The sequence below is a fragment of the Sporolactobacillus terrae genome (assembly GCF_019930545.1).
Taxonomy (GTDB): domain Bacteria; phylum Bacillota; class Bacilli; order Bacillales; family Sporolactobacillaceae; genus Sporolactobacillus; species Sporolactobacillus terrae.
The window spans coordinates 1,670,645-1,695,723 of sequence record NZ_CP082837.1 but is presented as its reverse complement, the minus strand read 5'-3'; the positions used below and the strand labels follow the sequence as shown (position 1 = coordinate 1,695,723).

Sequence of the window (25,079 nt, the reverse complement as noted above, 5' to 3'; positions counted from 1 at the left end):
AGTGAGAGATTTGCCGGAATTACCAGAAGTTGAAACCGTCAAACGGACATTATCACAGCTTGTCTTGGGGAAAACGGTGAAAGAAGTTGAGGTACGCTGGCCGAAGATCATCCGGCGCCCGGATAATCTTAATCAGTTTAAGCACGCACTTATCGGGCAGACGATTCACGATATAAAGCGGCGGGGGAAGTTCCTGCTCTTCTGTTTGGATGAGTCAGTGCTTGTCTCGCATTTGCGTATGGAGGGGCGCTATCGCTTGGATCCGGAGTACGCGCCGATTGATAAGTATACGCATGTGATCTTTCATTTTACCGATGATACGGCGCTTCGTTATCGTGATGTGCGTAAGTTCGGAACCATGCATCTCTTTAATAAGGGTGAGGAATGGCAGCATCCGCCGCTTGCAAAATTAGGGCCAGAGCCGCTCTCAAAGGACTTAACGGTTGATTACCTAACCGCAGCATTTTCGCGAACCGGCCGCTCAACTAAACAAGTATTACTTGACCAGACGGTTGTGGTTGGCTTAGGCAATATCTATGTCGATGAATCGCTGTTTAAAGCCGGGATTCATCCGCTTACCCCTGCATCAAGCCTGAGCACGGAGCAGCTGGAGCAGCTGCATCATGCGGTTGTGGACACGTTGACAAAAGCGGTCACCCTTGGTGGAAGTACGATTCGAACGTTTGTAAACAGTCAAGGGCATATGGGGTTCTTCCAACAGGAGCTTGCGGTCTATGGGCGGAAAGGGGAGCCGTGCGTACGCTGCGGGACTGCGATTGAAAAAATCAAGGTCGGCGGTCGTGGCACACACTATTGCCCGATATGCCAGCCTAGGCGTTCAAAGCAATGATCAAAATAGGCTTAACCGGAGGCATTGCCAGCGGGAAGAGTATGGTTTCACGCTGGCTCATCGCGCATGGCTATCCGGTGATCGACGCTGATCGCGTCTCTCGAGAAGTTGTTACACCTGGAGAAAAAGGGCTGGACTTAATTGTACGCCATTTTGGTAAAGGGATGCTTTTGCCCAGTGGTGCATTGGACAGAAAGAGACTGGGCGCGCTCATTTTTCAGGATGACAAGAAACGCAAGCTGTTAAATGAACTCTTGCATCCTTTGATTCGAACACGCATGCTTCAGCAGTTAGACGAACTGGAGAAGCGCAGGGAGCCGATCGTCTTTTTGGATATCCCATTGCTCTATGAGAGCGGTCTTGAGACCTGGACGGATAAAACGTTGGTTGTTTATGTAACCCCGGAGGAGCAATTAAAACGTTTGATGAAGCGGAACGGCCTTGCTGAGGAACAAGCGCGTGATCGGATTAATGCGCAGATGTCTCTTGAAGCGAAAGCAAAGCGAGCAGATGCCATCATTGATAACAACGGCTCTGTAAAGAAAACCGAAGAACAGATCCGTGCACTGTTTTGCAATGGGCTGTTTGATTGTTAAGTCTAGGTACATCTCACGCGGCTTTTCATCCGTTGTCCAGTAGGATACAATAAGCTTATCGATAACAGCGAATGGAGTGAGAATAATGCGCTGTCCGAATTGCAAACAAATGGCAACGAAAGTGCTGGATTCACGCCCGGTCGATAATGGACGTGCCATCCGCAGACGTAGAGAATGTGAATTGTGCCATCATCGCTTTACAACGTTTGAGAAGGTAGAAGAAACGCCTTTGGTTGTTGTGAAAAAAGGGGATAACCGCGAAGCTTTCAGCCACGAGAAGATGCTGCGCGGGCTGATTAAAGCGTGCGAAAAACGTCCGGTTCCACTCGAACGTCTCGAGCAGCTTGCCAACGATGTTGAAAAAGCGCTGCGCGATGAAGGGCGTTCTGAAGTGAACAGCCATGAAATCGGCGAACGTGTGATGAATGAATTGGTGAAGGTGGACGAGGTCGCGTATGTCCGCTTTGCTTCTGTATATAGACAGTTTACAGATATCAATGTTTTTGCGAAAAAAATACAAGAATTAAAAGATCAGCTGGAAAAAGAGAAAAACAACAAGAAATAAATTTTGTCCGGACAATGAAAAAGTATGGATTGATGCAAAATTGATGCAGAGCAGGGGGATAAAGACATGCTGCAGTCTTGGAAGGAAGTGCTGCCGGGCGATCATTATCGCGTTGAGACAAACGGACTGCTTCATTCTTTTGACCAAAGAGTCGTAACACTGCTGTATCAGCCGCTCATTGGTATCGAAGCAGCAAGTCTGTATTTTACGCTTTGGCAGGAAGTTGATGTTTCAGAAGAACATTTAACCCATCATCATTTAATGGGTTCGATGAACTTGTCTTTGGATCGTATTTTAAAAGCGAGAAAGAAACTTGAGGCCGTGGGCTTGCTGGAAACTTTGAAAAAAAAGGAGGCAGCCCCCGGTCAGTTTGTCTATCGTCTAGAACCGCCGCTCACGCCGAATCGATTTTTCAAAGACGGTTTTTTAAATTTGTTTTTATATCGTCAGATCGGTGCACGTGAATACAAACGTCTTACAGAATTATTCGCCGTTCACAGGGTAAATACCGTCGACTATGAAGATGTATCTGCATCATTTGATGAAGTCTTCAAATCGGTCCCTGCTTCAGAGACGAATGATGAGCGCAATCATGTGAAGACGGACGGTTCATGGGCGAACCGCGCGACTTCGCCGAAGGTCGGGCTAAAGACACACTTTGACTTTAAGCAAATGATGACGTATTTGTCTGATGCTATTGTTGATGAGGATGCGTTGACCGAAGACGTGCGCCAGGCGATTGATAAACTTGCTTTCGTGTACCGTACTGAACCGTATGATATGAGCAAGGCGGTGCAAGCAGCGGCGCTTCATACCGGAGAGGTCGATATCGAGGCACTGCGTAAAGAGGTTCGTGATTTCTATCTGCTTGAACATGGTGCAGATGAAATGCCGGCACTTTACGAACGGATACAGCCGGAGTCGCAACGGGAATTTACAGAGAAAGAGCCACAAACCGAAGAAGAACAGTTGATTGCGTGGTATGAACGCAATTCCCCGTATCAACTGCTTGAAGCGCTTGGACAAGGCAGTAAGCCGGCAGGACCGGATTTGAGACTCATTGAAAATTTAATGTTCGACACGAAGATGAACCCAGGTGTAATTAATGTATTGATTGACTATATTTCGCAAGTCAATGATCATAAATTAAACAAAGCATTCGTCGAAAAAGTCGCCGCACAATGGGCACGGGCGGATGTGACAACCGTACGTCAGGCGATGAACTATGCACGTGAGGAACAGAAGAAACGGAAGCAGATGAAAAAGCCTCCTGCAAACCGAACGGCGGCTTCAGCCCGCACCTCAGTTCGAAAAGAGCATCAGGAGGTCATTCCGGAATGGATGAAGCGGCCGAAGAAACCAGAGAAACAAACCAAAGCGAATGAAGAAGCGGTAAAACAGAGAGCCAAGTGGCTTGAAGACTATTTGAATCAAATTTAACAACATCAAAAGGGGGTGCCTTACATGGATTCATTAGGTTCATTATTTAAAACGTTGTCAGCGGGCCGGAATGTGCAGAAGCAGTGGAGTCAACTAGAAAACGAGCTGCGTACTCACCCAGATGTTCGTGAATTTGCAGAAAAAAATCCGGATATTGATGAAGCGGCTTGGTCAAGAAACGCGTCACGGCTGTTTCAGTTCGTCACGGAACGAAAGGCTTGTGCGCATTGTCCGGGACTCGACCACTGTCCGAACATGATGAAGGGTTACCGCCCTCAATTAGTGAATGACAAAGGGACACCGTCCTTGACCTTTGTTCGATGCCCGCTTCTTGAAGAACAGGAAGTAAAGCAGCGACAAAGTAATCTCATCCACAGCTATTATGTGCCGAAAGACGTATTGAACGCAACGTTTGACTCCATTGATAAGGAAGAAGGCGGCCGGCAGGAAGCGATTTTGGCGGCGGGAGAATTTGTAAAGCGTTACCTAAATAATCCCTCGGAGACTAAAGGTCTTTATCTTTGCGGCGAGTTTGGTGTCGGCAAGACCTATTTGATGGGTGCAATCATGAAGAGACTCGCTGAACGGCGCCATATTGCCTCGCTTATTGTGTACGTACCCGACTTTTTCAGAGAAATAAAAGGAGCGATTCAGAACCATTCGGTCGATGAGAAATTAGAAGTCTTGAAAAAGACACCAGTCCTGATCCTTGATGATATCGGTGCGGAAACCATTACACCGTGGGTACGCGACGAAGTCCTCGGTAGTATTCTTCAATACCGAATGATGGATCATTTACCGACCCTTTACACGTCGAACTTCACCTATGACGAACTAGAAGATCATTTCTCCTATTCGCAAAAAAGCGGGATTGAACATGTAAAGGCAAAGCGTTTAATGGAACGTATCCGCCATTTTACCCAATTGGTTGAAATGACCGGTGTCAATCGGCGTTGATTAAAAGTCTAAAAAAATGAAAACAAAAGTGCATGAATAAGGACTTCCTCCCATATAGTCTTTATATAAGTTGGGACGGGGAGGATGAACCATTGGAGATTGATTTTGATACCCGGCAGGAGGCTGCAGAATTCTATCGGAATTTGCCTTCTTCTTTTAGACAAGTAACTGGTGTGATGCTTATTAACAGTCGACTGGCTGTTTTTCCGGAAAAAACGACGGATTATAAAGAATTTGCGCAGTTAATTGCCCGTTATATTAGCGAACGTTATGAAAAAAAATGGATTATGACCATTATTAAAAACTATTACTATTTTACAGACCCGGAGGAACAGGTTGCTATTTTAAACATTGTATTCGCAATCTTTGCCGGCGAAAAAAATGATCTGCCTCAGACAGAAGTGCTTGAGGATCGGCGTACGATTATCATGGATGCGCTTGAAGGTATTTTGCAGGAGCATCATAGCGTTTCGTTCGCATCCATCGTTCGCTTTCGTTTAACCGCTTATCGAAAAGCACTAAGACGCTATGTCGAGATTGCGATCGATGAGTACAAGCTGGAGCAGGAGTATCAAGTTTTTATTGACAAGTTGCGTCGCATCATTCGCGCCTATAAACCGCTTTGCGAGAAGATTGAAGTCTATGATGAACAGCCTTTCAAACTTTATGACGAGCGTCATCATCTTATTCGTAACATTCAATCGGTTCGATCCTTTTACCCGATCTTAAAACAATGGGGGATTGAGGCAGAGCCCTCGATTGTCCTTTCTTTGATTGCCCTGGCACCGAAACAAGTCATTGTCTATACCGATCGCCCGGATTATGGTGTGATGAAAACGTTGCATCGGGTTTTCGAAGACCGTGTCTGCTTTGTTCCGTCCTCCCTGCATATGACCAGTGGACATCGCGTATCACAATAAAGGCGAATCAAGTCGAAAAATAAGGAAAAATATTACAGCTAATGTATGGATTCGGGTTTACATTGTAATAATTTCCATCTATACTAGAAAAGTAAATTGACGAAAGGAGGTCATCAAAACATGATGACACTTGGAATGAACGTTAAAAGAAATCCAATTGCATATAGAGTTCGGATGACCTCCACGGATTCATTCATGCATTAATCATCTGTTCAAATGGTGGTTAGTGGTTAAACTTAATGACTGAACGAATCCGCAGGTCATAGTGCCTGCGGTATTTTTGTGCGCTTAAAACCGTATTGGCGATGCCTTTGCGGTTTTTTTTATACTCAATTTACCAATATATGGTATATAAAGCCTGCGCTGGACGCTGTGCTTTTATATAAATTTTTTCAGACTGCCGCGCAATCAGCGGCCGGTCCACGACGACTAAGAAAGGATGATGAATGATGCACGCATCTGCAGAGCTGCAATTACCGATGGAACAACGAGAATTCTTTCACGACCCACATCTTTTAAGGAGGGGAGGTAAGAAAATGGTTAAGTTTAATCTGTTTGCGCTAACCTTTACAGTATCAATCAGAAAGACGAAATCAGCACATGAACGCTACGAAGATCGTAAAAGAATTAAAGCAATTCATGAAAAAATGCTTGATAAACGTTTTGAATACGAACGCTATATTCGGTAATGATTTCTAAAAAAATTTTGATGGGAGGCGTTGTTAATGTTAAACGGCATTATTGTGGGGGTTCGCGCACGTTTTGGAAAGGGGACACAATTTCTTTAACTGTGCTGCACTGTGAATGGCCCAGTCGATATGATACGATAACAGCAGAGCAACAACAATGGGAGTGAACGATGATGAAAAGATTTCTAGTCCTTCTTGCCAAAGGCTTTGAGGAGACTGAGGCGGTTACAGCGATTGATGTTTTGCGCCGCGGAGGCGTTGACGTGGTGCTTGCTTCAGTTGCCGATACGCCGCTTGTTGAAGGCTCACGTAAGATTGTTGTGAAAGCCGACGTGTCGATTGACAGTGAGGGACTTCTTGATTTTGACGGCATCTATCTTCCAGGAGGCGCAAAGGGTGCCAAGACGCTTCGTGACGATGCACGCGCGCAGAAATTGATTCGTGCCTACAAAGAGAATGGGAAGCTGGTTGCAGCAATCTGTGCCGCACCGATTGCACTGGAGCAAGCCGGCGTGCTTAAAGGCGAAACGGCGACGAGCAATCCGGATTTCAAGGATCACATCAAACAAGCGGCTTATCATGAGGAGCCGATTGTGGTTTCAGGGAAGCTTCTTACCTCTCGCGCAGCGGGTACAACGCTTCCTTTTGCATTGGAAATCTTGCGCCAGCTTGGTTTGCAAGACGAAGCGAAACAAGTCAGCCGTGATATGATGTTCGATTATCTCATTGAAAATCGTGAAAAGATCTTTTATTAATGAATAGGAAAGATAAGAATCTTAGTACAACGAAACGCTGTAAACCATACGTACAGGCACCGGCGGGTACGAAGACGTGATGAACTGCCTGCGGTAAGCGGGCAAGTTTTTCAATTTTAACTTGCATGAAAAGCAAGTGCATGATATAGTATTAGATGAATTTACTAAAGAGTAAAGCAGAGGCGCCCGGCTTCTCACCTGTTCGACGCATTTTATGTTGTTGCCAGGTATGAATTAACGAATGTATGGTCAATGCGGGCGTTTTTGCGCCCGCATTTTTGTTTGCTCAAATAGCCAGCGATTTGCTTAATTTTATTTGGAGGTGGCTCAATATTAGCAAAGATATGATTGTCAACGAAGGTATTCGTGCACAACAGGTTCGTCTGATTGGTCAGAACGGAGAACAGGTCGGCATTAAGTCGAAAGCAGAGGCACTAGCGATGGCTCAGAATGTGAACCTCGATCTCGTGCTGGTTGCACCAGGTGCCAAGCCGCCGGTTTGCCGAATCATGGATTACGGGAAATACCGTTTTGAACAGCAGAAGAAGGAACGGGAAGCACGAAAGAACCAGAAGGTCATCAATCTTAAAGAAATCAGGCTCAGCCCGAGTATTGAAGAACATGACTTCAATACAAAAATGCGCAACGCCAAGAAATTTCTTCAAAAGGGTGACAAGGTCAAGGCGTCCGTTCGCTTCAGAGGACGCGCGATTACGCACTCAAATCTCGGACGCCAAGTGCTTGAGAAGCTCGCTGAAGAGTGTGCCGATGTTAGCGTTATTGAGGCGAGACCGAAGATGGAAGGACGCAGCATGTTCCTTGTGCTCGCACCTAAAGTCGATAAATAATCGAGCAATTACACTGCGTTTTGAATGACAGCACGTGCTGTTCTGAAAAACGGATTTTACTAGGAGGATTTAGTTATGCCAAAAATGAAAACACACAAAGGTGCCGCAAAACGTTTCAAGAAGACCGGTACCGGCAAGTTCAAACGGGAACACGCCTACACGAGCCACATGTTCAGCCATAAGTCGAACAAGCAAAAGCGCAACTTGGATAAGAGCGCAATTGCAACTCCAACTCTAGCTAACAAGCTCAAGAAACTGATCAACAACTGATTTTAACGTCAAAGAACGATTCATTTTTAGTGTCGCAGCAGGCGGCTTATTCTAGGAGGTTTTTTCAATGGCAAGAGTTAAAGGCGGATATGTGACTCGTCGCAGACGCAAAAGAGTATTAAAATTAGCAAAAGGTTATTTCGGCGCAAAACACAAACTGTTTAAAGTTGCACAACAGCAGGTTTTCAAATCCCTGACTTATGCTTATCGTGACCGTCGTCAAACGAAGCGCAACTTCCGCAGACTGTGGATTGCACGAATCAATGCAGCAGCACGCTTGAACGGACTGTCTTACAGCAAGCTGATCTACGGCTTGAAAGAAGCAGGCGTTGAAGTAAACCGTAAGATGCTCGCTGACCTCGCCGTTAACGATGCAGCAGCATTTGCAACACTCGCTGAAAAAGCAAAAACAGCAGCTAAATAATTTTACCCGTTAAAACAAGCACTCCTGCCGTATTTTTTGTATGGCTGGGGTGCTGTTTTATTGCTTTGAAACTTATGGGTTCCTCTGGCAGCGCTTTGCATGGTGATGAAAACTTCGAACAGATCAGCGCAGGAAAGTCCGTGTCCGAGGAGACTTCCGGATCGCCCGCGGCAAGCGAGCAGCTGTTCAAAGCATAGCGTTGATGAATGAAAGCTGTATGAATTCTAACTCAAAAGGGATCGCCGCATTAAGAATCTAGAAATTTATAGTGCTGGAGTACGGGGGTCGAAATGGACACAATTGAAATCAGGCAAGCAGAAAACGGTGAGGAATGGAATGCTGCGCTCAGCCTGTGGAGCGACGTTTTTCAGAAGGACTGCGCATTCTTTAAAGACAGAATTGAATGGGATCCAAACACGAATTGGCGCCATACATGGATTGCCAAAGTGAACGGGCATTTGGCTGCCGCTGTTCATCTTTTCCAATTCTTTCTTAACTATGATGGGGTTGCACTGAAATGCGGCGGGATTGGCAATGTTGCTGCACGGCCTGAATATCGCGGCAGACATCTTGTGCGAAACTTGTTGAATCAACAATCGAAATGGATGATCGAACATGACTTCGATCTGTCGATGCTCTATACAGGAATTCCTGCTTTTTATGAAAAAGAAGATTGGCATGTGCTGCGTGTGAAAGAACACGTGCTTGAAGTTACGCACATACCGGAAGAGTCTAAGGGAAACGCGCTTTATCTTATTCGCGCATTGCAGGAACAGGATCGCAACGACATCGCGATGCTTTATGACAGGTTTAATCAATCCTTAGTCGGTCCGACGATTCGATCAGCGGCTTACTGGAACGGGCAGTTCAAGTGGCTGAACAATCGAGCAGGTGGCGGTTTCGCTGCTTTTTGTAATCAGCAATTGGTTGCCTATCTCAGATGGGAAGCATTCGATCACGAAAGCGTCGGTCTGCAGGAATGCTGTTATCTGCCAGGACATGAAGCAGCTCTACCTGCATTAGTGCACCGTGTGATAGAAGCTTGGCCTCGAGGAAAAATGATGAGTGTACAAATGCCGGAATCTCATGCGCTGCGGCAATGGTTTGAACGATGGGGCGCGCATCGCCAAGACAATACAAGGACGATGTGGAAAGTCATACGGCTTCCTAAGCTTTGCCGGAAACTGGAGCCGATTTTTTCGAAGCACCTGACGGGTGGGGAACGTCTTTTGTTAAGCGTCGGTTCTGAAACGATTCTTTTTTATCGTGAAAAGGGGCAAGTGACTGCGGCAATGCCGAGCGACTCGATCACTTTTCAAACGTTCATTGAACGCGATGAAACGGATTTCATTCATGATCTTCTGCTTGGAATGGATGAGAAAAAGCAGCCTTATGCTTCTCTCTTTCAAAAGAATGCGTTTGTTTGCTGGAAAACGGATCGTTTTTAAATGCATTTTACGCGGAAACAAAAACAATCGGAAGCCTAAGCTCCCGATTGTTGCCTTGCGGCTTGCTAGACACCTTGTTCTAGACGCGCCAGCATTTGATCGCGAAACGAAGAATCGGCCTTGTTCCAAATGACTTCAAAGAGAACACCGAGGCCGGGAAGCATCTTTTCTTGACCGTTTTGAATGGCATCAACCACGGTATCTTGCAGTTGCTGCTTATTATTGCCCGATAGATTATGCAGCACAGCACGGCGAATGTCTAAATCCATGAATGACATGCTCCTTTCTAGCAATGAAATGAGTTGAACTATGGTATAGTATGGGTAGCGAAAGCGCAATTATGCGAAAAAATTGGGTATAAGTACAGATTGAATAGACAAAGCAGCGAGCATGCCGCGTGTTTACTGCTTAGAAGGAGTTCTCATTGTGCGTCGAATGGTGTCTTTGCAAAACGAAAAAGTTAAGTTATGGAAAAAATTAAAAACGCGAAAATGGCGCGAACGGGAGCAAATGTATTTGATTGAAGGACCGCATCTTGCACAGGAAGCGGTTTTTTCTGCCAAGGAACATGTGCACTCGATTCTGATTGATGAAGCTTTTCATCTTCCAGCTGATTGGCCGCTTGATTCTATTGAAGTCTTTCAGGTGACCCACAAAATTTTTACCGAGTTATCACAAACGGAAACCCCACAAGGCATTATTGCTGTTTGTGATATGAAAAGCTCATCGCTTGCTCTTAAACCGGGACGTTTTTTACTCGTTGACGGGGTACAAGACCCAGGAAATCTAGGGACGCTGATCCGAACTGCGGACGCTTTCGGACTGGACGCGATCTATCTCGGGGATGGGTGTGTTGACGGCTACAATGCGAAGACGCTGCGTTCCGCGCAAGGGTCGCACTTCCATCTTCCGGTGATCCATAAGAACTTGTTTACGCTGGCTGACGAAATGAAACAGCTGAACATTCCATTATATGGTTCTTCCCTTCAAGGCGATGAGCTGCATCAGGTTAAGGTGTCCAGTCCTCATTATGGACTCGTTGTCGGCAATGAGGGCAACGGGGCGTCACCGGAACTGTTGGCACAAATGAATCGGCAGGTAAAGATCCCGATGGCTGGCCGTGCTGAATCGCTGAATGTCGCCGTGGCATCCGGTATTCTGCTTTATTGGCTTGAATCAGCAAGGCTTGCATAAGCGACTTGAATTGCCTATACTAGGAGTACACGCATAAATGAAAGATCGGATTCATGTTTCATGAGATGAACCGATATGAATGGAAAAACGATGATGGAGAGCAGTACTTCGATATTTACCATTCAGGGAGAGCAGGCCGTCGACTGGAAGCCTGCTTATGGGTCGGATCGAATGAATTCACTCTTGAGTTGCCGTTTGAACACCGGTAGACATGCCGGTCTAGAATGCGCCGGCACGCGCCGTTAAACGTTTTAAGTGGACAGTCGATCAGAGACTGTCAACGAGGGTGGTACCGCGACGCTTCGTCCCTTTTCAGGGGCGGAGCTTTTTTGGTTTCCGAAAAAAGTGCAAAGGGATGAAGACAGATGTTAAAAGAGAAATTGCTTGAGCTGCGTCAGCAGGCACTGAGCAACATTGACTCAGCGGATGAGTTGAAGGCACTTCAAGAAGCGCATGTCCGTTTTCTCGGCAAAAAAGGACCGATTACGGAAATTTTGAAAGGCATGGGTAAGCTTTCCAAGGAAGAACGGCCGGATGTCGGCAAGCTTGCCAACGAGGTTCGTCAATTGATCGCTGCGAGAATTGAAGAAAAGAAGACCGATTTAGAAGCCAGACTGCTTGACCTGAAACTCGAATCGGAGAAACTTGATGTCACGCTGCCGGGAAGAAAAACCGTACCGGGGAGCCATCATTTGCTCGCATCAATCATTCGCGAAGTGGAGGATTTGTTTATCGGTTTAGGCTTCTCGATTGAAGAAGGACCTGAAGTCGAGCAAGACTACTACAATTTCGAAGCGCTGAATTTGCCGAAGGATCATCCGGCTCGCGATATGCAGGATTCCTTCTATATTACGGATGACATTCTGATGCGTACCCATACGTCACCGGTGCAGGCACGTACGCTTGAGAAGCATAAAGGAGTTGGCCCGGTGAAAATTATTTGTCCGGGCAAGGTATACCGCCGCGATAATGACGATGCGACGCACTCCCATCAGTTTATGCAAATCGAAGGACTCTATGTGGATCACAAGGTTCGCTTAAGCGATCTAAAAGGAATTCTGACGGTATTCGCCAAGCATATGTTCGGGGCAGATCGTGAAATCCGTCTGCGTCCAAGCTTCTTTCCATTCACCGAACCATCGGTGGAAATGGATATCTCCTGTTTCAAGTGCGGCGGTCATGGCTGCAACGTCTGCAAGGGAACCGGCTGGATTGAAATTCTCGGTGCCGGAATGGTACACCCGAATGTCCTTCGGATGTCTGGGTTTGACCCGAGCGAGTATACCGGTTTTGCATTTGGCATGGGACCGGAACGGATTGCGATGCTGAAGTACGGGATTGAAGACATTCGCCATTTCTACACCGACGATATTCGTTTCTTAAAACAATTTTATCGGGCTTAAGGAGGAAAATTAAACCATGCTGGTTTCTTATAATTGGCTTCAGGACTACGTTGACTTAGACGGTATTACACCGGAAGATTTAGCAAATAAAATTACCAACGCCGGAATTGAGGTGGAACATCTCAATTATCCCGGCGAAGGATTAAAAGGAATCGTTGTCGGCAAAGTTGAGTCATGCACGCAGCATCCGGAAGCAGAAAAGCTGCATCTATGCCAAGTGAACCTTGGCAGTGAGACGGTGCAAATTGTGTGTGGTGCGCCAAATGTTGCTGCCGGTCAAAAAGTACCGGTTGCAACGGTCGGTGCAAGAATCGCCGGCAATGTTAAAATCAAACGGGCTAAATTGCGCGGTGAAGTGTCGAACGGAATGATCTGTTCGCTAGATGAACTGGGCTTTGATCATAATTATGTACCAAAGGAATACGCAGACGGGATCTACGTCTTTGATGACGAAGTGCCAGTCGGGGCGGATGCGCTTCCTTTCTTAAATTTGGATGATGCACTTCTGGAATTGGATATTTTAGTGAACAGTGCGCATTGTATGAATATGATCGGTGTTGCCTATGAAGTCAGCGCGATTCTTGACCGTCCACTTCACTTAGCCAAACCGCATATTGAAGAGTCGGATCAAGAGGCAAGTGAGAAAATTCAGGTCATGATTGCCGACCCGAAAAAAGTTCCTTATTACGGTGCACGTCTGCTGACCGGAATTAATATGAAGCCTTCCCCGCGCTGGATGCAGCTTCGATTGATCGCGGCCGGCGTTCGGCCAATTAACAATGTTGTGGATAGTTCAAACTATGTCATGCTGGAATACGGGCAGCCGCTCCACACGTTTGATTATGATCAATTCGGATCGGAACGCGTACTGGTTCGTGCAGCGGGAGAGAATGAAGAAATCACGACCCTGGATGGACAACGACGCAAGCTGACAAACGAGGATCTTCTGATCACTAACGGCAAGCAAGGTGTAGCAGTCGCCGGTGTGATGGGCGGCGAAAATACGGAAGTTTCTGCAGCAACGAAAAATGTTTTGCTTGAGGCAGCCGTTTTCGATTCGATTTCCATTCGCCGGACGGCTGCCAGACTGCAGCTGCGCTCCGATGCCAGCAGCCGTTATGAAAAAGGAATTGATCGCAATCGCGTTGTTTCCGCAGCGGATCGTGCAGCGGAATTGCTGACTCAGTTTGCTGATGCGACCGTTCTGCGCGGGATTGTCGATGCCGGCGAACGAACGGTTCCAGATTGCATGATTACGATGCCGTGGCAAAAGATTAATCAAGTGCTTGGTGCCCAACTGACGCTTGAAGAGATCACCGGTACGCTGAAACGGTTGCATTTTTCTGTTGAAACCGAGGGCGATACCATGCATGTATCCGTCCCGGCTCGACGTTTTGATGTAACCATTCCAGAAGATCTCGTTGAAGAAGTCGGCCGTGTTTTCGGTTATAACCACATTAAGGCGACACTGCCTGAAGGCACATCGGCACATGCGGCCCTTACTCCGTATCAGAAGGCACGTCGCAGGGTCGAGGCGCTGATGGAAGGAACAGGGCTCAGTCAGGTATACACCTATTCGTTAACGACAAAGGAAAGCGCAGCATCTTATGCAGTTCGCAATCAAGAGGCAGCGCCAACGCAAGTCATTTGGCCGATGAGCGAAGAGCATGCGGCTTTGCGTCAGAGCATGATCCCGCAACTGATAAATGTGGTGCACTACCATCTCAATCGGCAAATGCCCAATGTAAAGTTTTATGAAATTGGAAAGGTATTTTTGCCTGTTGCCGGCGCAGCACGACCTGCGGAGGAAGAACATCTGGCGGGAATAATTACCGGCAAACGCAGTGAGCGGACCTGGGAAGGCGAAGCAAACGATGTTGATTTCTTCTCGGTAAAGGGAATTGTTGAAACACTGTTTGATGCACTTGGTGTGAGCAGCCAGATTTCTTATCAACCAGCGAAGCGTTCGGGCATGCATCCTGGACAAACTGCTGATATTCTTAGAAATGGAGAGGTTATCGGTTATGTCGGCGCCCTTCATCCAAAAGTTGAGAAGGATAACGATCTGAATAAAACGTTTGTTTTTGAAGTTGCCCTTGACGCGTTGATCCGTCATGGTGAACTGGGCATCACCTATCAGGGGCTGCCGCGTTTTCCATCGACAACGCGCGATATTGCACTCGTTGTGAAGCGGGCAACAGCAGCGTCCGATCTTGACCGTGTCATTCGCAAAAATGGCGCGCCGCTGCTTCATTCGCTCCGTCTCTTCGATGTCTATGAAGGTTCCCATGTCGCAGACGACGAGAAATCACTTGCATTCTCGCTTGTCTACCAAGACCCGGAACGCACGTTGACCGATGATGAAGTAAACGCAGTGCATGAAAAGATTATCAAAGCCTGCGCTGATGAATTTGGAGCAGAACTGCGCGGATAAATCAGAATGACGAAAAGATCAGTGCGAGCGAATCGCATTGGTCTTTTTTTGCAGGCAAAGAAAACTTATGATATTGCCCCATCTACAAACCCATAGCCCCATGGCTTGGTTAAGAATCAAAGCGGAGGAGCTCGGGCGCCCGCGGCAAGCGAGCAATCGGAGCGACGATTCAGCACCGAAAAGACAGGAGACCATCATACATGTATGAAGGAACTTTTCTAAAGGAACTTTCCTAAAGGAACTTTCCTAAAGGAACTTTCCTAAAGGAACTTCCCTAAAGGAACTTTCGCTAAGTGCGCATACGTCCTGTATGCAACGCGAAAGTCATCACATCCTGTGAAAGTACGTCCTGTATGCAACGCGAAAGCCACCGCATCCTGCGGAAGTAAGGACCAAGCACAACTTGGTTTTTCAAACAACTTGTTAATTTCCAGTCTCTCTATCTAAGTGAGAGGAGTTCATACATGGAAGTTGTTTTTCAATCGCTTGCGTTTCTGATATGATAAAGACAAAAAGCGGCTTTAATCGCAAAGTTTTAAGAATGATTGTGAACAGCTCGAAATGATGCAAAAAAAGAAAGTTGGGATAGATCTTATGCTTCTCACGCTCATTTTAATTATTCTGCTCGCCTCAGGACTTTTTAATGGTTTTCGGCGCGGTTTAATTTTGCAGCTCGTGCATTTGGCGAGTTTTATCATCGCCTATATTGTCGCATTTATGTACTTTAAACCATTGGCAGGCACATTGAAATTTTGGATTCCATTTCCAACCTCTGCTTCAGAAAGCGGAATGTTTCAATTTCTCGGGACGATGGACCTGCAGACCGCTTATTATCGCGCGATCGCATTTGTGATCTTATTTATTGCAACCAAAATAATCTTGAATATTCTCGGCTCGACGCTTAACTTTTTGGCTGAATTGCCAATCTTGCGCTCAGTCAATCACTTAGGCGGAGCGGTTCTTGGTTTCGCAGAGATTTATTTAATCTTATTCTTTTTACTTTACGCGGGCTCATTAACGCCTGTCAGCGAGATTCAATCAGCCATTGATAAATCCTCGCTCGCTCAGTCGATGATCACCCACACGCCGTACTTTTCCAACCTGCTGAAAGAAATATGGGTTGCTTTTGCCGGATTAATCGGCTGACGATGATGGAGCACATGCGGTTTTTAACCTAACTGACAGTGTTTCTAGCTAGATGCATGCGAATAATAAGCACTCAAAGGTGACAATTGTGGATAAAAAACAAATCATCAAACACTTAGATACGATTGCATTATATTTGGAAATTAAGGGCGAGAATACGTTCAAAGTTGCCGCTTATCATCGTGCCGGACTTGCACTTGAGAATGATCCACGGTCGATGGATCAAATTGAGGACGTCAGCAAGCTGAAGGGTATCGGCAAATCAACAGCAATGGTCATTGATGAACTGATGAGCAGCGGCAGATCATCAGTGTTGCAGGCATTCGAAAAAGAGATTCCGAGCGGGCTGCTTGATCTGCTGCGGTTGCCCGGGCTTGGCGGGAAAAAGATCGGCAGATTGTATCGAGAACTGGGTGTAGTCGATCAAAACACCTTGAGAGCCGCCTGTGAACAAGAGAAGGTGCGTGCACTGTCCGGTTTCGGAGAGAAAAGTGAGGAACGCATCCTTCAAGCTTTAAATGAACAAAAGCGTCCGGCACAGCTTGCGCTCCCTTACATGCTTGACTTGTCGGAACAATTGGCACAGATTCTCCAATCCATCGAGGCTATCGCTCGCTTTTCAAAGGCAGGGAGCTTGAGACGCACGAAGGAGAAGATGAAGGATTTGGATTTCGTCATTGAAACCGATGAACCTGAATTCGTCTCAGAACAATTGTTAAAAGAATTGCCGATACACGAAGTGGTCGGCAAAGGCGAAGCGAAGATGACCGTCATTTTAGATGATCCGAATCATGTATCGGTCGATTTTCGCTATGCAACGAAGCAAACGTATGCATCGATGCTGCTTCATTTTACCGGGTCAAAGGAACACAATGTTCTGCTTCGTCGTCTCGCCAAGGAGCGCAATGAAAAAATCAGCGAATATGGGATTGAATGTGAGGACGGTTCAGTACGTACATTCACAACGGAGTCTGCGATTTATCGCGACTTTGGCTGCAGCTTCATTCCGCCGCAAGCTCGCGAGGGTAAAGATGAATTGGAGTGGGCGAAGAAAGGTCCGCTGCCTCTGATTCACTTGTCTGATATTAAAGGGGATCTGCATATGCACTCGACCTGGAGTGATGGGGCACATACGATCGCTGAAATGGCTGAAGCGATGCGAGCGAAAGGGTATACTTATGCCTGCTTGACCGATCATTCGCATTCCCTGCGTGTTGCTCATGGATTAAGCAGTGAGCGGTTGTTGCGCCAGCGCGAAGAAATTGAGAAAATCAATGCGCGCTTTGATGATTTCACACTCTATGCGGGTGTTGAAATGGATATCTTGCCGGACGGATCCTTGGATTATCCGGATGATGTGCTGGCCCAGCTTGATTTCGTTATTGCTTCGATTCATTCTTCCTTTTCACAGAGTCATAGCCAAATCATGAAACGGCTGGAGAACGCCTGCCGCAACCCCTATGTCCGTCTGATTGCCCACCCGACCGGCCGATTACTTGGTAAACGACGCGGGTATGCTGTTGATGTGGAGCGGTTAATTGAACGCGCAAAAGAGACGGGAACAGCGCTTGAATTAAATGCCAGCCGATTCCGGCTGGACTTATCCGCAAAATGGCTGGGCAAGGTTCAGGATGCAGGTGTAAAAATTGCCATTGATACGGACAGTCATTCGATGGAAATGATGAATGACATGGCGCTTGGCGTTGAAACAGCAATCCGAGCGGGAATTCGACCGCAAACGGTGCTGAACACTTGGAGCGAAGCACAGTTAAAGACCTTTTTACATCAGCAAAAATCCGGTATAACGGTCACAACGGAATAAACGAATTTTGCACGAGAATCGATAAAGAAACAACCTCAAGTTGAGGGAGATGTCATGATTGAACGAACACGCACTAAGCATTCTCGACTACAAAAAAATTAAACAACAGTTAATGCGCCATACGGCCTCATCACTTGGAAAAGGGCTGATCCATGCGCTCACACCATCAGGAGAGCTAGATAAAGTCATAGAAATGCAAGAAGCAACCGATGAAGGAGCAACCGTACTGCGTCTCAAGGGTTCCGTGCCATTTGGCGGCATTACCGATGTTCGTCCGGCACTCAAACGATCAAAAATCGGCGGGTTACTGCAAGCCAGAGAGTTGATTGATCTTGCCGACACGATTCGCGGCGCTCGCCTGATGAAGAAGTTTATTTTGAATTTAATTGAAGATCAAGAACTCGAACTTCCCATTTTACAGGAGTGCACGGAAACGATTGATCCTCCGGGCGAATTAGAACGAAAGATTCGTCGTGCGATTGATGATCAAGGCGGCGTCATGGATTCGGCAAGTCCTGCGCTTCGGCATATTCGCGGACAGATTCGTACATGTGACAGCCGTGTGAAACAAAAGCTGGAAAACATCGTCCGTTCGAGCGGAAAAATGCTTTCAGAAACAATCATAACCATTCGAAATGATCGTCAGGTCATCCCGGTCAAACAGCAGTACCGTGCTTCGTTTGGCGGTATTGTTCATGATCAGTCTGCTTCCGGAGCCACCTTATTTATTGAACCTCAGGCAATTGTTGACTTGAACAATCAACTTAGTGAAGCACGAGCAAAGGAGCGCCATGAAATCGAACGGATTTTACGCGCCCTCTCTGAGGAAACCTCCGAGTACGCGGAAGTGATGCTTGAGAACATAGAAGTACTGGCGCAATTGGATTTTATCTTTGCCAAAGCCGGTTATGCGCACGAAATCAAAGCAACTCGCCCGAAACTGAACGATCAAGGGATTATTCGGTTGAAAAAAGCGCGTCATCCGCTCATTGATCGCCAACGTGTCGTTCCGATTGATGTTCTATTTGATGAGCACACACACGCACTGATCATTACCGGCCCCAATACTGGCGGGAAAACCGTTTCATTGAAAACAACAGGACTGCTGACGCTCATGGCCCAGTCCGGGCTGCAAATTCCAGTTGATGAAGGATCAGAAGCTAGTGTGTTCCGTGAAGTATTTGCTGATATTGGCGACGAGCAGTCAATTGAGCAGAGCCTGAGTACTTTTTCTTCACATATGACCAATATTGTTGCGATTTTAAAACGGGTAGACTTCAACAGTCTTGTTCTTTTTGACGAACTGGGTGCGGGAACCGATCCCCAGGAGGGTGCAGCGCTCTCAATGTCGATTTTAGACGCGGTTTATGGTAAAGGGGCAACGATTGTCTGCACGACGCACTACAGTGAGTTGAAAGCCTATGCTTACGAGCGGCAAGGCGTGATGAACGCCAGCGTCGAATTCGATGTCGAAACGTTGAGCCCAACCTATCGATTGCTGCTTGGCGTGCCGGGGCGAAGCAATGCTTTTGAAATCTCTCGAAAATTAGGTCTGCCGGCAGAGATCATTGCTGGCGCTAAGCTTCAAATCAGCACGGAAACGAATCAGGTCGATAAAATGATTGCCTCACTCGAGCAAAATCGAAAAACCGCAGAGCGCGAAGAAGAGCGAGCACGCAAGCTGAAGCTCGAGGTTGAGGCACGTGAAGCGGATCTGACCAAAAAACTCAATGAATTGGAGCGGTCAAAGGAAGAAATTCTTAACAAAGCGCGTGAAAAGGCAGAACGAGCACTAAGCGGTGCACGGCGTGAGGCAGAAGAAATTATTGAGGAACTGCGTAACTACCAGCACAGCGGCAATGTAAAGGAACATCAGCTCATCGATGCCAAAACCAAGCTGACACACGCACTGGATTCATTGCAGCCAAAGGATTCCGATCAAGTCAAGAAACCGGAACAGAAGTTGGATCGTAGTTTTCATCCTGGCGATACGGTGAAAATTATCAGCTTCGGTCAGGAAGGCTACATTGTCAGCAAAATCAGCGATCAAGACTATTTGGTTCAGGCCGGGATTCTGAAAATGAATGTGAAAGCAAATGATTTGAAACGGATCAAGGAGAAGAAACAAGCGAAACCAGTCGTGAATGTTCGAACAGCTGCCCAAACCGTCCGACCGGAACTTGACCTTCGCGGAGAGCGCTATGAAGATGCAATGCGCCGCGTCGAAAAATACCTTGATGAAGCAATGCTGGCCGGTTATGCACGCGTCTCAATTATCCACGGAAAGGGAACCGGAGCGCTGCGAAAAGGTGTCAGCAAATTAATTGATCGTCATCCACGCGTGAAAAACGCGCGACTAGGGTCGCAAGGTGAAGGCGGAAGCGGTGTCACTGTTGTTGAATTTAAGTGATTTAGTGCTCAAGCTGAATAATGGCATCAAATCATTGCACATGCTATACTTTGTTTCATAAGGCATTCTGATTTAATCAAGGAGGTTTTTCTGAAATGGCGATTAGTCAAGTAAACGACGCAAATTTTGCGGATGAAACTTCTAAGGGACTTGTCCTTGCCGACTTTTGGGCAACTTGGTGCGGACCATGCAAAATGATGGCCCCGGTTCTTGAAGAAGTCGATTCTGAATTAGCGGATAATCTAAAAATTGTGAAGCTGGATGTTGATGAAAATCAAGCAACAGCAAGCAAATATGGGGTTATGAGTATCCCAACGATGTTCTTGTTCAAAGACGGCGAAGTGGTTGACAAAGTTGTCGGCTTCCAGCCGAAAGAAGCACTGGCAGAACGGATTAAACAGCACATCGGCTGATTCGAACTGAATGCAACCAAAGAAGCCGGGACGATTTGCAGACGCAAAGCCGCCCCGGCTTTTCTTTGCAAGGTCTATGCGTTTGGTCGAGGAAAGCCTGTGAAGCAAATGCTCATATGCTCGGGCACGCCCGCGAGATTGCACCTTGTTGATGCAAGCCAAGTGGAGAACCCGCAGGCATTTTGCCAAGAGCCGAGGAGGTTTCCGGACTGCCCGCGGCAAGCGAGCAACCGAAGCGTTGATGCACAACCGCAAAGCTACAAACCAACGTCAGCCTGAAAATTAAAAAACCGGCGCATCCTGCGGAAGTAAGCTCGAGCTTGTTGGTTTTTCTAACTGCAGTTAAAGGATGATCATCAATGATAAATGAAAAAATTAAAGAAAAATTGAGCCTTCTTCCCAAACAGCCGGGCTGTTATCAGATGAAGAATAGCCAAGGCGAAATTATCTATGTCGGCAAAGCGAAAAACTTATTTAACCGCGTACATTCGTATTTCAGCGGGTCTCACGATGCCAAAACACAGCGTCTGGTTGCTGATATTGCCGATTTTGAATATATCGTGGTCTCATCAGAAATTGAATCATTGCTTCTAGAGATTAATTTGATTAAAAAGTACGAGCCGCGTTACAACATCATGCTCAAGGATGATAAAAGCTATCCCTATATTAAATTAACTTCTGAAAAGTATCCGCGGCTGATCATCACACGTAAAGTCAATCGCAAGAGTGGCAAGTATTTTGGCCCGTACCCGAACGTCACCGCAGCGAATGAAACGAAGCGGCTTCTGGATCATCTCTATCCGCTGCGAAAATGCCGTACCTTGCCGAACCGCGTCTGTCTTTATTATCATATCGGCCAATGCCTAGCCCCTTGCGTCAACGAAATTCCTCCAGAAACCTACAGGACGATGGCAGAGGAGATCACCCGATTTCTTAACGGCGGGGGTTATAAGGACGTGAAGAGGAAACTGAAGCAGGAAATGCTGGAAGCTTCCGATCAACTCAACTTCGAGAAGGCAAAAGAGCTGCGCGATCAGATCAATAATATTGAAACGGTCATGGAAAAACAGAAAATTATTTTTAATGATCTGGATGATCGTGACGTTTTCGGTTACTCCTTTGACAAAGGCTGGATGTGTGTCCAAGTCTTTTTCATGCGCCAAGGCAAGCTGATTGAACGAAAAGTATCTCTTTTTCCTTTCTATCAGGAACCGGAAGAAGATTTTCTAACATTTATCGGTCAATTTTACAGCCATCAGAATCATTTGAAGCCGAAAGAAGTGCTGATTCCGCAATCGGTGGACCGAGCGTTAATCGCGCAAATGCTGGAAACCGATGTAATCCAACCACAGCGCGGACGAAAAAAAGATTTGGTTGAAATGGCCGTAAAAAATGCACGCATTGCGTTGAAAGAAAAATTTGCACTGATTGAACGTGATGAAAATCGGACCATTGGCGCGGTCGAACAGTTGGGCGAAGCGCTCGATATGCCGGCGCCGCGCCGCATTGAAACCTTTGACAATTCAAACATTCAAGGGGCAGATCCGGTTTCAGCGATGGTTGTTTTTGAAGATGGCCGTCCAAAGAAAAGCGACTATCGCAAGTATCGGATCAAGACGGTGAATGGGCCGGACGACTTTGCGACCATGCGTGAGGTTGTGCGCCGCCGCTACGGACGCCTCCTAAAAGAAAATAGGCCGCTGCCGGATCTGATTTTAATTGATGGAGGCAAAGGCCAGTTATCCGCAGCGATTGATGTGCTGGAAAATGAATTTGGTCTGTATATTCCGGTAGCCGGGTTGGCAAAAGATGAAAAGCATCGCACGGCGCAACTGGTGGTCGGCGAACCGTCGCAGCCGGTTCCGCTTCCCCGTAACAGTCAGGCGTTCTATCTGCTGCAGCGCATTCAAGATGAAGTCCACCGATTTGCGATTACGTTCCACCGCCAGCTTCGGGCGAAAGCGATGATTCATTCGCTCCTTGACGATATTCCGGGAATTGGAAATCAGCGAAAACAGATGCTGCTGCGAAAATTTGGTTCGATGAAAAAAATTCGAGAAGCGAGCAGAGAGGAACTGCATGAGGCAGGGCTTCCGGAGAAAGTTGCTGAATCGGTGCGTACTTATTTGGATCAGAACGATTAAAAGGTATTGTTTCGGCGGTTGAGGTTTGTTATAATTTCCATAACTTAATTTTTCAAATATCTGAAGTGATAGAGGAGCAGTCTTCATCAGTAGGCCGCGCGAGAAGCATGAACTTTTATGAACGCGTCCGGAAGGGAAGTCTGCCGAAGCGGGAACGGATTCATGTCCGTTCCGGGCTGGACCTGCATTGAATAAATGCAGAGCTGTCACACTTGAAGGGGCTATTGCCTTGACGAAGTAGTGTGGAGAACTATCTCAGCATGTTGAAAAACGATTGACTGTTCAACAGCGGGGATTTTCTCGCTGTTCTTTTTGTCACTGCAGATCTTGATGAATAAGGAGTCATCGCTTATCAGAGAGATCCCAAAGCTTCTTGAGAGAGGATCCGGAAAAGCGAAATGAAAAATGCCGGTCAGCGTTTAAAGGAGCGAGTTTAGGTGGCTTTAACAGTAATGAAATTTGGCGGAACCTCCGTCGCATCGGTGGAACGGCTGCAGAAGGTAGCGGATAAAGTCATTAAGAAAAAAGAAGCCGGCGATCAAGTGATCGTGGTTGTTTCTGCCATGGGGAAAACAACCGATCAGTTGGTCTCTATGGCCGGCGAGATTTCTGATCGGCCGTCAACACGGGAAATGGATGTGCTTTTGTCAACGGGTGAACAGGTGACCATTGCTTTACTGTCAATGGTGCTGAACGAACGCGGCCATAAAGCGATCTCATACACGGGTTGGCAGGCTGGAATCAAGACGGAAGCGGTTCACGAAAATGCACGGATTGCATCGATTGACACCTCCCTGATCCGTCCACAATTAAATGAAGGCTCAATCATCATCATCGCAGGTTTTCAAGGCGTCACCGAAACTGGCGACATTACAACATTGGGCCGCGGCGGTTCAGACACATCGGCAGTAGCGATTGCCGAAGCATTCGCTGCGAAGCGCTGTGAAATATACACAGATGTGACCGGTGTCTTCACGACCGATCCGCGCTTCGTGAAAAAGGCGCGAAAACTTAAGGAAATCAGTTACGATGAGATGCTCGAGATGGCTTACCTTGGAGCGGGCGTCCTTCATCCGCGGGCGGTTGAGTACGCAAAAAACAGTCATCTTGAACTCGTCGTGTGCTCCTCATTTACCGATGAGGAAGGCACGGTCATTAAGGAGGAAGTATCAATGGAAACGAGTAAGTCGGTTCGTGGACTCGCTTTTGAAAAAAATGTTACCAAAGTGACATTGCTTGGACTGCCGAATAATGTGTCGGCGGTCTCGCGCGTTTTTGATACAATTGCAGATAAAAAGATCAATATCGACGTCATTGTGCAGAATGTGCTTGATGAAGCGCGAACAAACCTGTCTTTTACCGTTGATCATGAACTTCTGGAAGAGACATTGGATGTTCTCCGTGGAAGCGAAAAAGAACTGGGCTATCAGCAGCTGATCTATGAATCGGAATTGGCCAAGTTGTCGATCGTCGGCTCAGGCATGGCCTCTAACCCAGGGGTTGCAGCAGAAATGTTCCATGCGCTCGCCAGCCAAAAGATTAAGATTAAAATGATCAGCACATCGGAGATCAAAGTCTCAACAATCATTGATGAGGCCAAGTTGATTGAAGCGCTTGACACACTTCATGAAACCTTCCACTTGTCGGAGGAAGAGTCGGTCAGCCTTTGATCTGAATACAATGAAACGATTCGATGCAAATAATCCCCCGAGGATGTGACCCATTCTCGGGGGATTTTGATTGTTTTTGGAAGCAACAGATCATTCATTGTTATGTACATGATCCTTTGCATCCCATTTCACTTGAAAAACAATCTTTTTTTGACGACCATTTTTCACTTCCATATAGGTTTCCGCGACGCAGCCGGTTTGATGCTGGATTTGTTCAGCAATAAATCCGGATTCAAGTGAAAAGCTGTCTGTGTTTGGGAAATCCTTAATCCGCGCTTCAACAAGTGCGGAGCTGCATTCAAACGTCGTTTTATTTTTTGATTGACTGACTTGCTGCAAATGCCCCCATCCGGCGCGAGTAAAAAAGTCGATGATTTGCTGCTCATTTTCGAGTGGATACCGTCTGGCGAGCTTACGACCGGACCAGTACAAGATTGGAGCAGTTTCCTTGTTCAGAAGTTCTGGAATTAATAAATTTCGAATCAATTCATAACCAAAAGCCGGTACGGTCGCGTCACCGTAGTGCTCCGGCTGTGGACAGGTTTCATTTCTCGTCATCTTCTATCCCTCCACAAACTATTATAACGGTCTTTTCGCTGTTTCACTATGAAAGAATGATGCGCTGCACAGTTTATTTTTTATGATGTTCTCGTCTTTTTCTTTTAGGGGGAGAACTTCTAA

The 25,079-nt window shown here is 46.7% G+C and carries 23 protein-coding genes, 1 riboswitch and 1 other annotated feature; of the genes, 21 read left to right on the top strand and 2 right to left on the bottom strand.

Going from position 1 to position 25,079, the window contains the following annotated elements; translation table 11 throughout:
* Window positions 1–10 precede the first annotated feature (10 nt).
* The 12 genes from mutM (at window position 11) to K7399_RS08030 (ending at window position 9,762) form a co-directional block, all read left to right on the top strand.
* The gene (gene mutM, locus K7399_RS08085; RefSeq protein ID WP_028982748.1) at window positions 11–850 is read left to right on the top strand and encodes a DNA-formamidopyrimidine glycosylase; all 840 of its coding nucleotides are present in this window, start codon (window positions 11–13) and stop codon (window positions 848–850) included.
* On the top strand, window positions 847–1,446 hold the full coding sequence (gene coaE, locus K7399_RS08080; protein WP_028976815.1) for a dephospho-CoA kinase: 600 nt from the start codon (window positions 847–849) through the stop codon (window positions 1,444–1,446). Before mutM ends, coaE begins: the two co-directional genes overlap by 4 nt.
* Before the next feature lie 85 nt (window positions 1,447–1,531).
* Window positions 1,532–2,011, top strand: a complete 480-nt coding sequence (gene nrdR / locus K7399_RS08075) for a transcriptional regulator NrdR (RefSeq protein ID WP_028976816.1) — start codon at window positions 1,532–1,534, stop codon at window positions 2,009–2,011.
* A 66-nt stretch (window positions 2,012–2,077) separates the two neighbouring features.
* Window positions 2,078–3,451 carry a replication initiation and membrane attachment family protein gene (locus K7399_RS08070; protein WP_028976817.1) on the top strand — a complete coding sequence of 458 codons (1,374 nt, stop codon included), beginning with the start codon at window positions 2,078–2,080 and terminating at the stop codon, window positions 3,449–3,451.
* Window positions 3,452–3,475: 24 nt separating this feature from the next.
* The gene (gene dnaI / locus K7399_RS08065; protein ID WP_028976818.1) at window positions 3,476–4,408 is read left to right on the top strand and encodes a primosomal protein DnaI; all 933 of its coding nucleotides are present in this window, start codon (window positions 3,476–3,478) and stop codon (window positions 4,406–4,408) included.
* Window positions 4,409–4,500: 92 nt separating this feature from the next.
* The gene (locus K7399_RS08060) at window positions 4,501–5,328 is read left to right on the top strand and encodes a putative sporulation protein YtxC (protein ID WP_028976819.1); all 828 of its coding nucleotides are present in this window, start codon (window positions 4,501–4,503) and stop codon (window positions 5,326–5,328) included.
* A gap of 536 nt (window positions 5,329–5,864) precedes the next feature.
* Complete coding sequence (locus K7399_RS08055; RefSeq protein ID WP_160168710.1) at window positions 5,865–6,017, top strand: YrzI family small protein; 153 nt, start codon at window positions 5,865–5,867, stop codon at window positions 6,015–6,017.
* A 170-nt stretch (window positions 6,018–6,187) separates the two neighbouring features.
* Window positions 6,188–6,772 (top strand): DJ-1 family glyoxalase III, encoded by a 585-nt coding sequence (locus K7399_RS08050; RefSeq protein WP_223362276.1) that lies wholly within the window; start codon window positions 6,188–6,190, stop codon window positions 6,770–6,772.
* A gap of 344 nt (window positions 6,773–7,116) precedes the next feature.
* Window positions 7,117–7,620, top strand: coding sequence for a translation initiation factor IF-3 (gene infC, locus K7399_RS08045; RefSeq protein WP_028976821.1), 504 nt, complete (start codon window positions 7,117–7,119; stop codon window positions 7,618–7,620).
* Window positions 7,621–7,695: 75 nt separating this feature from the next.
* Window positions 7,696–7,890, top strand: coding sequence for a 50S ribosomal protein L35 (gene rpmI, locus K7399_RS08040; RefSeq protein ID WP_010023946.1), 195 nt, complete (start codon window positions 7,696–7,698; stop codon window positions 7,888–7,890).
* 67 nt (window positions 7,891–7,957) lie between these two features.
* Complete coding sequence (rplT, locus tag K7399_RS08035) at window positions 7,958–8,314, top strand: 50S ribosomal protein L20 (protein WP_028976822.1); 357 nt, start codon at window positions 7,958–7,960, stop codon at window positions 8,312–8,314.
* A 290-nt stretch (window positions 8,315–8,604) separates the two neighbouring features.
* On the top strand, window positions 8,605–9,762 hold the full coding sequence (locus K7399_RS08030; RefSeq protein ID WP_028976823.1) for a GNAT family N-acetyltransferase: 1,158 nt from the start codon (window positions 8,605–8,607) through the stop codon (window positions 9,760–9,762).
* Between the two features lie 65 nt (window positions 9,763–9,827).
* On the opposite strand, the gene sspI is transcribed toward K7399_RS08030, so the two are convergent.
* Window positions 9,828–10,031, bottom strand: a complete 204-nt coding sequence (gene sspI, locus K7399_RS08025) for a small acid-soluble spore protein SspI (protein ID WP_028976824.1) — start codon at window positions 10,029–10,031, stop codon at window positions 9,828–9,830.
* 166 nt (window positions 10,032–10,197) lie between these two features.
* On the opposite strand from sspI, the gene K7399_RS08020 reads away from it, so the two are divergent.
* The 9 genes from K7399_RS08020 (at window position 10,198) to K7399_RS07980 (ending at window position 24,398) form a co-directional block, all read left to right on the top strand.
* Window positions 10,198–10,956 (top strand): TrmH family RNA methyltransferase, encoded by a 759-nt coding sequence (locus K7399_RS08020; RefSeq protein ID WP_037563298.1) that lies wholly within the window; start codon window positions 10,198–10,200, stop codon window positions 10,954–10,956.
* 81 nt (window positions 10,957–11,037) lie between these two features.
* Window positions 11,038–11,269 (top strand) — a binding site (T-box leader).
* A gap of 52 nt (window positions 11,270–11,321) precedes the next feature.
* Window positions 11,322–12,359, top strand: coding sequence for a phenylalanine--tRNA ligase subunit alpha (gene pheS, locus K7399_RS08015; protein WP_128166874.1), 1,038 nt, complete (start codon window positions 11,322–11,324; stop codon window positions 12,357–12,359).
* Between the two features lie 16 nt (window positions 12,360–12,375).
* Window positions 12,376–14,793, top strand: coding sequence for a phenylalanine--tRNA ligase subunit beta (pheT, locus tag K7399_RS08010; RefSeq protein ID WP_128166872.1), 2,418 nt, complete (start codon window positions 12,376–12,378; stop codon window positions 14,791–14,793).
* Between the two features lie 594 nt (window positions 14,794–15,387).
* Window positions 15,388–15,939, top strand: a complete 552-nt coding sequence (locus tag K7399_RS08005) for a CvpA family protein (RefSeq protein WP_037563299.1) — start codon at window positions 15,388–15,390, stop codon at window positions 15,937–15,939.
* Between the two features lie 52 nt (window positions 15,940–15,991).
* Window positions 15,992–17,761: a DNA polymerase/3'-5' exonuclease PolX gene (gene polX, locus K7399_RS08000; RefSeq protein WP_206612206.1), complete on the top strand. Its 1,770-nt coding sequence runs from the start codon at window positions 15,992–15,994 to the stop codon at window positions 17,759–17,761.
* A gap of 58 nt (window positions 17,762–17,819) precedes the next feature.
* Window positions 17,820–20,171, top strand: a complete 2,352-nt coding sequence (locus tag K7399_RS07995; RefSeq protein ID WP_128166868.1) for an endonuclease MutS2 — start codon at window positions 17,820–17,822, stop codon at window positions 20,169–20,171.
* A gap of 95 nt (window positions 20,172–20,266) precedes the next feature.
* Complete coding sequence (trxA, locus tag K7399_RS07990; protein ID WP_028976831.1) at window positions 20,267–20,584, top strand: thioredoxin; 318 nt, start codon at window positions 20,267–20,269, stop codon at window positions 20,582–20,584.
* 362 nt (window positions 20,585–20,946) lie between these two features.
* Window positions 20,947–22,728: an excinuclease ABC subunit UvrC gene (gene uvrC, locus K7399_RS07985; protein ID WP_028976832.1), complete on the top strand. Its 1,782-nt coding sequence runs from the start codon at window positions 20,947–20,949 to the stop codon at window positions 22,726–22,728.
* Window positions 22,729–22,789: 61 nt separating this feature from the next.
* A riboswitch (Lysine riboswitch) is annotated at window positions 22,790–22,989 on the top strand.
* Between the two features lie 176 nt (window positions 22,990–23,165).
* Window positions 23,166–24,398 carry an aspartate kinase gene (locus tag K7399_RS07980; protein WP_028976833.1) on the top strand — a complete coding sequence of 411 codons (1,233 nt, stop codon included), beginning with the start codon at window positions 23,166–23,168 and terminating at the stop codon, window positions 24,396–24,398.
* Between the two features lie 90 nt (window positions 24,399–24,488).
* Here the strand turns inward: K7399_RS07980 and K7399_RS07975 are convergent, their stop codons facing one another.
* Complete coding sequence (locus K7399_RS07975) at window positions 24,489–24,956, bottom strand: YslB family protein (RefSeq protein WP_010026146.1); 468 nt, start codon at window positions 24,954–24,956, stop codon at window positions 24,489–24,491.
* Window positions 24,957–25,079: the final 123 nt, after the last annotated feature.